The following is a 12,155-nucleotide window of genomic DNA, read 5'->3' on the forward strand; positions in this document are numbered from 1 at the left end:
ATCTCCCGCTAGGCGTTACAGGCTACGCTCGACTCTGATCTGGTCGAAGACTTCGATCTTGTCGCCGGCCTGAACATCGTTGTAGTTCTTCACCCCGATGCCGCACTCCATGCCGCTGCGCACTTCCTGGACATCGTCCTTGAAGCGACGTAGGGATTCGAGCTCGCCTTCGTAGATGACGACGTTTTCACGCAACACGCGGATCTTCTTGTTGCGATGCACGCTGCCTTCGACAACCATGCAGCCTGCCACGGCGCCAATCTTGGGTGCGCGGAACACATCGCGCACTTCGGCGATGCCGACGATATCTTCCCTCCACTCGGGCGCAAGCATACCGCTCATCGCCTGCTTGACCTCGTCGATCAGCTGATAGATGACGCTGTAGTAGCGCAGATCCAGGCCTTCACGTTCGATGATCTCACGGGCCGCGACATCGGCACGCACGTTGAAGCCGACCACGATAGCGTCACTGGCCAAGGCCAGGTTGGCATCGGTACCTGTGATACCACCCACGCCGGATGACACCACCGCCACTTCGACTTCATCGGTGGACAACTCTTCAAGCGCACCCTTGATAGCTTCCAGCGAGCCTTGAACGTCAGCCTTGAGCACGATGTTGACCTTGGCCACTTCATCCTGACCCATCTGGCTGAACATGTTCTCCAGCTTGGATTTCTGCTGGCGTGCCAGGCGTACTTCGCGGTACTTGCCTTGACGGAAGTTGGCGACTTCACGCGCCTTTCTTTCGTCCGCGACGACCATGAAGTCATCACCGGCATCCGGTGTGCCGTCAAGCCCTTGAATTTCCACCGGCATTGCCGGGCCGACTTCCGCAACTTGCTTGCCAAGTTCGTTGGTCAGAGCACGCACGCGGCCGTAATGCAGGCCGGCCAGGACGATATCACCCTTCTTCAAGGTGCCGTTCTGTACCAGTACCGTGGCGACCGGGCCACGGCCCTTGTCCAGGCGTGATTCAACCACCACACCCTTACCCGGCGCTTCCGGCACGGCCTTGAGTTCAAGCACTTCCGAGACCAGCTGAATGGCTTCCAGCAGCTCTTCGATACCCTCACCGGTCTTGGCGGAAACATGCACGAACTGCGTATCGCCGCCCCATTCTTCGGAAATGACGCCGTGTTGCGACAATTCATTACGAATACGATCGAAATCGGCACCCGGCTTATCGATCTTGTTGACCGCCACTACGATCGGGACTTCGGCCGCCTTGGAGTGCTCGATCGCCTCGATCGTTTGCGGCATGACGCCGTCATCGGCCGCGACGACCAGGATGACCACATCGGTCGCCTTGGCACCGCGAGCACGCATGGCGGTAAAGGCCGCGTGGCCGGGCGTATCCAGGAAGGTGACACCACCGTGCTGATCTTCAACATGGTAGGCGCCGATATGCTGGGTAATCCCGCCGGCTTCACCGGTCGCCACCTTGGCGCGACGAATATGATCCAGCAAGGAGGTCTTGCCGTGATCAACGTGACCCATCACCGTGACGACCGGTGAACGGGTGATTTCTTCGCCTTCGTAGGAGATGCCTGCGAGCATTTCGGTCTCGAGCGCATCGTCCTTGACCAGCTTGGCCTTGTGGCCCATCTCTTCGACAACGATCGCAGCAGTGTCCTGATCGATAGTCTGGTTGATGGTGACCGCGGCGCCCATGTTGAACATCGCCTTGATCACTTCATTGGACTTGATCGACATCTTGTCCGCCAGCTCAGCGACGCTGATCGATTCGGGAATCGACACTTCACGCACGATCGGCTGGGTAGGCTTCTGGAAGCCGTGCTTGCCGCCGCCCTGGCTACCACCACCACTGCGACGACCGCCACGACGCTCGGCGCGCTTGACTTTCTTAGCGCCACCGCCACGTTTACGCTCTTCGCGATCGCCACGATCTTCATCATCCCGACGCCCTTTCTTGGCTTTCGCCGCGGTCTTCTTGGGCGGTGCGGTACGACGGTCGCTACGACCTTCCTTGGGCGGTGCCGGGGGCTGCTCTTCGGAAGGCTGATTGTCGTCAAGCTCGGGGACCGGCACTTCAGGTACTTCCTGAGTTTTGGCAGTGGCGAGTCTGACGGCGGCTTCACGCGCTTCTTTCTCAGCGGCACGAACCTTGGCTTGCTCGGCTTCACGCACGCGAGCTTCTTCAGCGTCACGGACGTCCTTTTCAGCCTTGGCTTGCTGGGAGTCCGCCATATCACCGACCAGCTGACGCGGCCCGCTATGCTTGGGTTCCGGTGCCTTGGGCTTCTCTTCCTCGTCACTCTTGACGTAGGTACGCTTCTTGCGCACCTGAACTTCAATCGTCTTGCCACGCTCACCGGTCTTTATCCGGCTGCGCGTCTTGCGCGTCAGTGTGATCCGATTCTTGCTGGCGTCATCTTCATCACCATGGCTCTTCTTCAGAAAACTCAGCAGCTTATGCTTGTCTTCCTCGGATACCACGGCGTTTTCAGACGCATGGTCCAATCCGGCTTCTTTCATTTGTTCCAGCAGGCGGGGCACATCGCGGCCCACCTTTGCTGCAAAATCTTTTACTGTCATATCTGACATCTCGACCCTCCTCAGCCCGTGACCTGTTTACTGTGTGTTTGATTCCGACATGGCATCGTCTTCAAACCAGGGCGCACGGGCAGTCATGATCAGTGCCGCTGCGCGCGCTTCGTCCAACTCCTCGATATCGACCAGATCATCGACAGCCTGCTCGGCAAGATCTTCCATTGTGACAATACCGCGACTGGCAAGAATGAACGCCAGATGACGTTCCATGCCTTCCATTCCCAGCAAGTCTTCTGCCGGCTGAGCCCCGTCGAGTGCTTCTTCCGAAGCAATCGCCATGGTCAGCAGTTCATCTTTGGCGCGCGCTCTGAGCTCTTCCACCGAGTCTTCGTCCAGCTCCTCGATTTCAAGCATTTCTTCCAGCGGCACGTAGGCAATTTCTTCCAGGGTAGTGAAGCCTTCTTCCACCAGCAGCCGAGCAATATCGTCATCGATGCCCAGATGCTGAATAAAGGAATCCACTAGCGTATCAATTTCCTGATCACGCTTTGACTCGGCTTCACCCTCGGTCATGACGTTGATCCGCCAACCGGTAAGCTCCGACGCCAAGCGCACGTTCTGACCACTGCGACCAATCGCTTGAGCCAGGTTATCTTCCGCCACCGCGACGTCCATGGCGTGGGCATCTTCATCCACCAGGATGGAGCCGACATCCGCCGGGGCCATGGCATTGATCACCAGTTGCGCCGGGTTGTCGTCCCACAGCACGATGTCCACACGCTCATTTTGCAGCTCACTGGACACCGCCTGCACCCGCGAACCACGCATGCCGACGCAGGCGCCGACCGGATCGATGCGGCGGTCGTTGGTCTTGACCGCGATCTTGGCTCTTGAGCCTGGGTCGCGGGCAGCACCCTTGATTTCGATAAGTTGCTCGGCAATTTCCGGCACTTCGATCTTGAATAGTTCAATGATCAATTCAGGGCAAGTGCGTGACAGCAGTAATTGTGCACCACGTGCCTCCGGATCCACCTTGACCAGCAGCGCCCGCACCCGCTCATTCATGCGGTAGCGTTCGCCGTGGATCATTTCCTGGCGCGGCAGGAACGCTTCCGCGTTATCGCCAAGATCGATGATCAAACCATCACGGGTCGTCTTCTTGACGATACCCGCCACCAGTTCGCCTTCGCGATCGGTATATTGCCGCACGACTTCAGCTCGCTCGGCTTCACGCACTTTCTGCACGATGACCTGCTTCGCGGTTTGCGCCGCAATGCGTCCGAACACAGCATTGTCGATCAGTTTTTCAACCACATCGCCACGCTTGAGCGGCGGATCACGCTGCTCGGCAATGCTTTCCTTGATTTCGTAATCCGGGGTTTCGAACTCATCGTCTTCCACCACCGTCCAGAAACGGAACGTTTGATAGTCGCCAGTGCGACGATCGATATGGACGCGCACGCTGGCTTCTTCACTCTCGAACCGCTTACGCGACGCGCTAGCCAATGCCGCCTCAACCGCTTCGAAGATTACATCTCGCGGGACGCCTTTTTCATTGGAGATCGCGTCGACGACCATTAAAATTTCTTTACTCATGCGTTTGCCTCGCCAGAAAACCTGTCCTTATGTGCATCAGCCCGGCTGCCTGCCGACGGCGTCACCCCATCGAGTGCTACTCGAACTGCGGTACGATATGCGCCTGGTCAATGCTTTCTATGGGAAAACAGTACTCTTCACCTTCGAACTGGAGCAGCACGTCATCCCCTTCAACACCGGCTAGCAGCCCTTGAAACTTGCGTCGCCCATCGAAAGGAAGACGTAGTTTCAAGGCTATCTGGTGTCCCTGAAAGCGGATGTAATGGTCCAAGGTGTAAAGTGGGCGCGCCATGCCCGGAGAAGAGACTTCAAGCCGATACTCACCGGCGATGGGGTCTTCCACATCGAAGACAGCGCTTACTTGACGACTGACATCGGCGCAGTCTTCTACGCTGACGCCGCTATCGCGCTCAATGTAAACTACCAGTCGCGAGTGCTTGCCTTGGGACAGATGGTCGATACCCCATAGTTCAAACCCCATGGCAGCAACGACAGGCTCGATCAGCGCGTAAAGCGCAGCGTGTTTAATGGCCACAGACAAAGCTCCTATAGCCGTTGCATCAGGCACCTGGCCAGGAGTTGAAAGAGAAGCTAGGTGGCTGATTGGCGTTACCCGGAAACGTGTCTCCGGCAAACCGGTAGACATCCGCTATTGAGACGGCTTGCTAACAAAAAGCCCCTTCACAGGAAGGGGCTTTTTGAAAGAAACCTGTTGTACCACTTAGGCTTTTCTCACATGTTTCCACTTAAGAGGACTAACAAGTGACTGCCTAAAAAATGGTAGCGGGGACCGGATTTGAACCGATGACCTTCGGGTTATGAGCCCGACGAGCTACCAGACTGCTCCACCCCGCATCAATCTAGGTTGACGATAATAGACCTACTTGCCACTTACGTCAAGTTAATCTTTTTTCGTCTCAGGTACCAAACCTGAATTCTGGAACACTGACGATAGGGCTGCCAGTAAATCAGATGGTGCCGAAGGCGGGACTTGAACCCGCACGACCATACGGTCACTACCCCCTCAAGATAGCGTGTCTACCAATTCCACCACTTCGGCATCAGGGGAGGCTCAAGAAAGCTAGTCGCTGCTTTCCTCAAGCACTGGCGCGGTATTATCCACACTTGGGGCATCGTCGTCAAGCGTTGGCAAACTGCGCTGTTGATCGATCAAACGTGCGTCCGGCACACCGGCATCCGGCGCCTGGCCGGCCTGGGTGGCGAAATACGCCAAGGTCATTGACGTCACGAAGAACGCCGCTGCCAGGAAGGCGGTAAAACGCGCAAGAAAACTTCCGCTACCGCGTGAGCCAAATACGGTTTGCGAGGCACCACCACCAAAAGCGGCACCAGCTTCTGCGCCCTTGCCCTGCTGTAACAGGATCAAGACGACCAGGGCGATCGCGATCACCACATGAATCATGAGAATTGCAACTTGCATGGAATTATCCTGCTGACTGACAAATGGCGTAAAAGTCTTCGGCCTTGAGCGAGGCTCCCCCCACCAGACCGCCGTCGATATCCGGCTGAGCAAGCAGCTCAGCCGCATTTTTGGCGTTCATGCTACCGCCATAAAGCAAGCGCAACTGCTGCGCCAGTTCTTCATCATAACCCGCTTGATAGTGGCGAATTCCAGCCATGACCTCCTGAGCCTGCTCAGGCGTTGCCGTACGACCGGTACCAATGGCCCATACCGGCTCATAGGCAATTGCCAACCGGGCACGCTGCGCGGGTTCCAGAGGCGCCATCACGTGCCCCACCTGCTGCAACACCACTTCCATGGTACGCCCGGCATCACGCTCTTCAAGCGTTTCTCCGACACACAAGATAGGCTTTATACCCGCGCTCAAGGCGGCCAATACACGGTCGCAAACGTGGTCATCACTTTCACGATACAGCTTGCGTCGCTCGGAATGGCCGATGAGTACATATTCGACACCCAGCTCCTTGAGCATGCCGCCGCTCACTTCGCCAGTATGCGCTCCGGAGTGCAACGGGTTCAGCGTTTGCGCGCCCAGAGTGAGCCGTGTATCGGCGAAGGCTCGCCGCGCCGCTTCAAGATAAGGAAAAGGCGGATGAATCGTAACGTCCACGTTCACCGGCAACCCTGGCTGTGAGAATACCTTACCAAAAGCTTCCACCAACGCAGTGGAGCCATTCATTTTCCAATTGCCGGCAATCAAGGGCGTACGCATCGTACTTTCCTAACTCAAGGTGGAGCGAAATGGTATAGGAGCGGCCTTGTCAAGACAACCGCTGACGCAAGCACAGCTGGACTAATCGAGCAAGGCTTGTACCTTTCGGGCCAGTGTCTGCGCCAGCGCCTCGACATCCAGATGCGCCCTGCCTTCGACCATCACGCGGATCAAAGGCTCGGTGCCCGAGGCCCGCAGCAAGACACGCCCCTGTTCGCCGAGCTCGGTTTCCAGCGCTATCACCGCCTGCTGCAACGGCTCCGATGCCATTACCGTCTTGGCATGAGTGCCGGTCGGCAAACGTACATTAACCAGCACCTGAGGCACTTTCTCCAAACCGGCGAGCAGTTTCGACAAGGGTTTGCCCTCGCGCATCATTATCGCCACCACCTGCAGCGCAGAGACGATCCCGTCACCGGTAGACTGTACATGGCCGCAAACAATGTGCCCGGAGGATTCCCCACCCAAATACCAGCCATTGGCCGCCATGCGCTCCACCACATAGCGGTCGCCAACCTTGGCCCTCTCGAAAGGAATGTCCAACTGCTCCATGGCCATGGCCAATCCAAAGTTGGACATCAGGGTGCCCACCACCCCGCCGTTGAGATTGCCTTGCGCGTGACGGTCCGTGGCAATCAGATACAGAATGTCGTCGCCATCGATCTCACGGCCTTCGGCATCCACCAGCAAGACACGATCGCCATCGCCGTCAAAGGCGATACCTAACTGCGCGCCCTGCTGAATCACTGCGGCGCGCAAAGCCGCCGGATGAGTGGTTCCCACTTCGTGATTGATGTTCAGGCCATCCGGACTGGCCCCGATGACACTGACATCGGCACCCAACTCCCTGAATACATTAGGAGCGATGTGATACGTCGCCCCATGCGCGCAATCGAGCACGATCTTCAACCCGTGCAGGCTCAAGCGATCCGCTAGCGTTGATTTACAAAACTCGATATAGCGCCCGGCCGCATCGTCGATACGCGCCACCTTGCCCAGCTGTGATGCAGCCACCGTGGTCAATGGCTTTTCGAGCTCGGCTTCGATCTGCTCTTCTATCCCGTCGGCAAGTTTGGTGCCTTCCGAAGAGAAAAACTTGATGCCATTATCGGCAAAGGGATTATGCGAAGCGGAAATCACGATGCCGGCATCGGCACGAAATGTACGCGTCAGATAGGCAATCCCCGGCGTCGGCATTGGCCCAAGCAGAGACACATCCACACCCGCCGCCGACAACCCTGCCTCCAGCGCGGATTCGAACATATACCCCGATATCCGCGTATCCTTGCCGATCAAGACCCGGGCACGACCACGTTCGCGATTCAACACGCGGCCTGTCGCCCAGCCCAGCTTGAGCATGAAGTCAGCGGTGATCGGGGCTTGCCCGACCGTCCCTCGAATACCATCGGTACCAAAATAACGTCGTGTCATGAGCCGATTCCCTCTGTTGCCCGTTGTTCATTTCCTTCCTGGAGCACCGCCCACGCCATGTTGATGGCATCCATCGTCGGGGCGACGTCATGTACCCGCAGAATTCTGGCGCCGCGCTCCACCGCCATGGCGCTTAACACCAATCCACCGGCCAAGCGCTCTTCGACGGGACGTCCGAGCACTTTTCCGATCATGCTTTTGCGTGACATACCCACCAACAGCGGCAATCCTAGCCGGGTCAACCCCTGCATACGGTTGAGCAGGCGCAGATTGTGTTCCACGCTCTTGCCAAAACCAAAGCCTGGGTCAAGAAGCAAGCGCTCCCGACGCAGTCCGGCGGCTTCGCATTGTGCGACTCGCCGGGCCAGGTAGTCCGCCACTTCTTCTTCAATCGGTAAGGTGTAGTGCGGCGCCTGCTGCATGTCCTGCGGCTCACCCTGGCGATGCATCAAGCATACCGGCAAGCCACTTCCCATGGCCGCCGCCAAAGCCCCTTCACGCTCCAGCGCTCGCACATCATTGATCATGCCACCCCCCAGGGCGGCAACCTCACGCATCACTTCCGGGCAACTGGTATCCACGGATACCAACGCATCCAGCTCGCATACCAACCGCTCGACAATCGGCGCAACGCGGTCCAGCTCCTCCTGGGCACTGACGGGTGAGGCACCCGGGCGGGTCGACTCCCCGCCTACATCGATAATCGCCGCCCCTTCGGCCAACATCGTCTCGGCATGGCGCAGGGCATCCTCCTGAGCCAGATGCTTGCCGCCATCGGAAAAGGAGTCTGGCGTTACATTAAGAATTCCCATCACGCGAGGAAAGGAGAGATCCAGAAGGTGTCGCCCACAGCGCAAATGGGGCTCGTGGTCGGTATGGGTATCAACCGTGGATTGCATGTTGTCGCCTGGTTAAAAAAGAAGAAATGTTACTGACTCTCTCCAGAATAGCAAAAAAAGGCGCCCCGCTAGGGACGCCCATCAGTATAAAAGCAGACATCGAGTAAATCAGCGACTAGGAGCCTGCCGGCCCACCCAAGGGGTCAGAGGGACGACGACTCGGTTCGTCATCTCCTTCCCCATCGCTATCGTCACTTGGCTCGGATGCTTTTGTATCATTTCGAACATCGTCCTCGACCTTGGCACCTCCACTGGAATCACCTTCATCCCAGTCCTTGGGTGGCCGAGGAGCACGCCCTTCCATAATATCCTTGAGCTGGTCGGCATCGATGGTTTCATACTTCATCAACGCTTCGGCCATGGCATCAAGTTTGTCACGGTTATCTTCCAGGATCTGCTTGGCCTGGTGGTAACAACCATCGATGATCTTGCGCACTTCCTTGTCGAGCCGTGTGGTCGTGTCACCGGACTTCATCTTGGAGCCACCCTGACCCGGGCCGCCGAGAAACTGATGTGACTCGTCCTCGTCGTACATGATCGGGCCCATCTCGTCGGAGAGTCCCCACTTGGCCACCATGTTATGGGCCAATTCGGTAGCACGCTTGATGTCGTTGGAGGCCCCGGTGGTCACGCCATTCGGCCCCAAGGTCATCTCTTCGGCAATGCGACCGCCGAACAGTGAACATATCTGGCTGATGATCTGCTGACGCGACAGGCTATAGCGATCCTCTTCCGGCAAGAACATGGTCACACCCAGCGCTCGACCGCGTGGAATGATAGTCACCTTGTAGACCGGATCGTGCTCCGGCATCACCAGACCGATCACCGCATGACCGGATTCATGATAGGCGGTATTGAGCTTTTCCTTGTCGGTCATGACCATGGATTTGCGCTCGGCGCCCATCATGATCTTGTCCTTGGCAAGCTCCAGCTCTTCCATACCCACCAGACGCCGATTACGCCGTGCGGCGAACAGTGCCGCCTCGTTGACCAGGTTGGCCAGGTCGGCACCGGAAAAGCCCGGCGTACCCCGTGCGATAAGCTGCGGCTTGACGTCATCCGCCAGCGGCACCTTGCGCAGGTGAACGCCCAGAATATGCTCACGACCACGAATATCGGGCAGACCCACCGTTACCTGGCGATCGAAACGGCCCGGACGCATCAGTGCCGGATCCAGAACATCGGGACGGTTGGTGGCAGCGATGACGATAACGCCTTCATTGGCCTCGAAACCGTCCATTTCCACCAGCAGCTGGTTCAGCGTCTGCTCACGCTCATCATTGCCGCCACCCATGCCTGCACCACGCGAACGGCCCACCGCATCGATCTCATCGATGAAAATGATACAGGGCGCTTGCTTTTTAGCCTGTTCGAACATGTCGCGCACACGTGATGCACCGACACCCACGAACATCTCGACGAAATCGGAACCCGAGATCGAGAAGAACGGCACCTTGGCCTCACCGGCAATGGATTTGGCCAGCAGCGTCTTACCGGTACCCGGCGGCCCCACCATCAACACGCCACGGGGAATGGTACCGCCGAGGCGCTGAAACTTGGTGGGTTCGCGCAGGAAGTCGACCAGTTCTTCAACTTCTTCCTTGGCTTCATCGCAACCGGCTACATCGGCAAACGTCGTCTTTATCTGGTCCTGGGAAAGCAGCTTGGCCTTGGACTTGCCAAAGCTCATGGGGCCACCCTTGCCGCCCCCAGCACCGCCCTGCATCTGGCGCATGAAGAACATGAAGATCGCCAGGATCAGCAGGATCGGGAAGCTCGCGATCAAGAGTCGCGTCCAGATACTTTGCTGCTCGGGTTCCTTGCCTACCACGGTGACGTCGTTGGCCAGCAAATCATCCATCAGTTTGGGATCTTCCGCCGCTGGACGGATGGTCTGGAACTGCGAGCCGTCCGCACGCTCACCGCTGATGGTGTAACCATCGATGGTGACGCTGCGTACCTGCTGATTCTGCACCTGTTCCACGAACTGGGAATAGTTCATGGTCTGAGGAGCGGTTTCAGTCGTGAAATTATTGAACACTGTCAGCAGAACGGCCGCGATGACCAACCACAGAATCAGGTTCTTCGCCATATCATTCAAGGGAGTACCCTCATTGCAAGAATCTGTCAGTTAAACGTTGATGGTTTGACCTACTCCAACATCAAGCGTTCAACCATTACCGAAACCATCCGGCTTCGGGCCATCTGTGTCACGCCTATCAATTAGGTCTAATGTGACACATTTTGCGTCTGCCTGTCCGGCAATCGCTTCGATTGATTCAGTCTATTACAGCTTCAATCCATTCAAGAGAAAACACCCACCTTGGCATTGATACAGCTAATATCGAGTTTAGCCACGAAAGCCTTCCGCCAATAGATAAACTTCACGCGAACGAGCACGAGAGGCCTCCGGCTTGCGCGTCACCACACGTTTGAAGTGGACACGCAACATTTTCAGGTAGGCATCGAATCCTTCCCCCTGAAACACCTTAGCCAAAAAACGGCTTTGCGGAGAAAGCGTTTCTTTCGCCAATTCCAGCGCCAACTCGACCAAGTACATCGCTTGAGGCTGATCAATGGCCGCCATACCACTCATATTGGGGGCCATATCCGACAACACAAGGTCAACCGGCCGATTTCCCAACGTTGCGAGGATAGCTTCCAGCACCTTCTGCTCGGTAAAGTCGCCTTGTATGAACTCAACACCTGCCAAGGCATCCATTTCCAGAATATCCGAGGCAATCACAACCCCTTCGGGCCCTACCTTTTCCGCGGCCACTTGACTCCAGCCACCGGGTGCCGCCCCCAGGTCGATTACCGTCATGCCGGGACGAAACAGCATATCCTTGGCATCCAGCTCCAACAGTTTGTAACTGGCCCGCGAGCGGTAACCATCTTCCCAACTGCGCTGTACATAGTGGTCGTCAAAATGCTCTTTCATCCAGGTGGAACTGGTTTTGGTCTTGCTGGTTTTTTTGTGGCTACCAGCAGCCTCATTGCTACCGGGCTTTTTACTGACATTGGAACGCTTGCGACTTGAAGGCTTTTGTTGCATGAGGGATCTAGGCACGTCGGAAAGATAAGAGCGCTTTCACCTCAAGGCGTTTCACCGTAAGATGGAGCGTTAAGCGCTAACTGGGATACCGCAAGATACCATGAGCTTGTCACAGGCACAAAAGAAAGCATTTCGCAGCATCGGCCACCACCTCAGCCCCGTCGTCACCGTTTCCGAGAATGGTGTTTCGGAGAATCTGCTGGCGGAACTCGATCGCGCCCTCAACGATCACGAGCTCATCAAGGTCAAGCTAGCCTTGCCGGAGCGCGATGATCGGGCAGTGATGATCAGCGAGCTTCTGGCTGATAGTCGCGCCGAACTGATCCAGACCATCGGCAAGATGGCGCTGCTGTATCGTCACAACCCTCAGGTCAATCCGAAGCTTTCCAACATCAAACGCTTCGAGAATCATCACGGCCGTCACTGAACGCACTGCTTGCGCTCCTCAACCGGGGCTAGCCGTACGCA

10 protein-coding genes and 2 tRNA genes are annotated in these 12,155 nt (G+C 57.0%); 1 reads left to right on the top strand and 11 read right to left on the bottom strand.

The genetic code is table 11. From position 1 onward, the window contains the following. Positions 1–15 precede the first annotated feature (15 nt). The 11 genes from infB to rlmE form a co-directional block, all read right to left on the bottom strand. Entirely contained in the window at positions 16–2,565 is a 2,550-nt protein-coding gene (gene infB, locus DU506_RS10045; RefSeq protein WP_114486808.1) for a translation initiation factor IF-2, read from the bottom strand. Positions 2,566–2,592: 27 nt separating this feature from the next. After that, positions 2,593–4,107 carry a transcription termination factor NusA gene (nusA, locus tag DU506_RS10050; protein WP_114486809.1) on the bottom strand — a complete coding sequence of 505 codons (1,515 nt, stop codon included), beginning with the start codon at positions 4,105–4,107 and terminating at the stop codon, positions 2,593–2,595. Between the two features lie 76 nt (positions 4,108–4,183). Then, a complete protein-coding gene (rimP, locus tag DU506_RS10055) occupies positions 4,184–4,642 on the bottom strand; it encodes a ribosome maturation factor RimP (protein ID WP_114486810.1) in 459 nt (152 codons plus the stop codon). A 243-nt stretch (positions 4,643–4,885) separates the two neighbouring features. Continuing rightward, positions 4,886–4,962, bottom strand: a tRNA-Met gene (locus DU506_RS10060). A gap of 118 nt (positions 4,963–5,080) precedes the next feature. Then, positions 5,081–5,167 (bottom strand) — tRNA-Leu (locus DU506_RS10065). Positions 5,168–5,188: 21 nt separating this feature from the next. Then, the gene (secG, locus tag DU506_RS10070; RefSeq protein ID WP_114486811.1) at positions 5,189–5,548 is read right to left on the bottom strand and encodes a preprotein translocase subunit SecG; all 360 of its coding nucleotides are present in this window, start codon (positions 5,546–5,548) and stop codon (positions 5,189–5,191) included. 4 nt (positions 5,549–5,552) lie between these two features. After that, positions 5,553–6,302, bottom strand: a complete 750-nt coding sequence (tpiA, locus tag DU506_RS10075) for a triose-phosphate isomerase (protein WP_114486812.1) — start codon at positions 6,300–6,302, stop codon at positions 5,553–5,555. A gap of 81 nt (positions 6,303–6,383) precedes the next feature. Next, positions 6,384–7,733, bottom strand: a complete 1,350-nt coding sequence (gene glmM / locus DU506_RS10080; RefSeq protein WP_114486813.1) for a phosphoglucosamine mutase — start codon at positions 7,731–7,733, stop codon at positions 6,384–6,386. After that, entirely contained in the window at positions 7,730–8,632 is a 903-nt protein-coding gene (gene folP / locus DU506_RS10085) for a dihydropteroate synthase (RefSeq protein ID WP_114486814.1), read from the bottom strand. The genes glmM and folP overlap by 4 nt, the downstream gene beginning before the upstream one ends. 115 nt (positions 8,633–8,747) lie before the next feature. Further along, positions 8,748–10,733: an ATP-dependent zinc metalloprotease FtsH gene (ftsH, locus tag DU506_RS10090; protein ID WP_114486815.1), complete on the bottom strand. Its 1,986-nt coding sequence runs from the start codon at positions 10,731–10,733 to the stop codon at positions 8,748–8,750. Positions 10,734–10,982: 249 nt separating this feature from the next. Continuing rightward, on the bottom strand, positions 10,983–11,687 hold the full coding sequence (gene rlmE, locus DU506_RS10095) for a 23S rRNA (uridine(2552)-2'-O)-methyltransferase RlmE (protein WP_114486816.1): 705 nt from the start codon (positions 11,685–11,687) through the stop codon (positions 10,983–10,985). A 100-nt stretch (positions 11,688–11,787) separates the two neighbouring features. On the opposite strand from rlmE, the gene yhbY reads away from it, so the two are divergent. Continuing rightward, on the top strand, positions 11,788–12,114 hold the full coding sequence (yhbY, locus tag DU506_RS10100) for a ribosome assembly RNA-binding protein YhbY (RefSeq protein WP_114486817.1): 327 nt from the start codon (positions 11,788–11,790) through the stop codon (positions 12,112–12,114). Positions 12,115–12,155: the final 41 nt, after the last annotated feature.

It is taken from the genome of Vreelandella rituensis (assembly GCF_003336665.1).
In the GTDB taxonomy this organism is placed as follows: Bacteria; Pseudomonadota; Gammaproteobacteria; order Pseudomonadales; family Halomonadaceae; genus Vreelandella; species Vreelandella rituensis.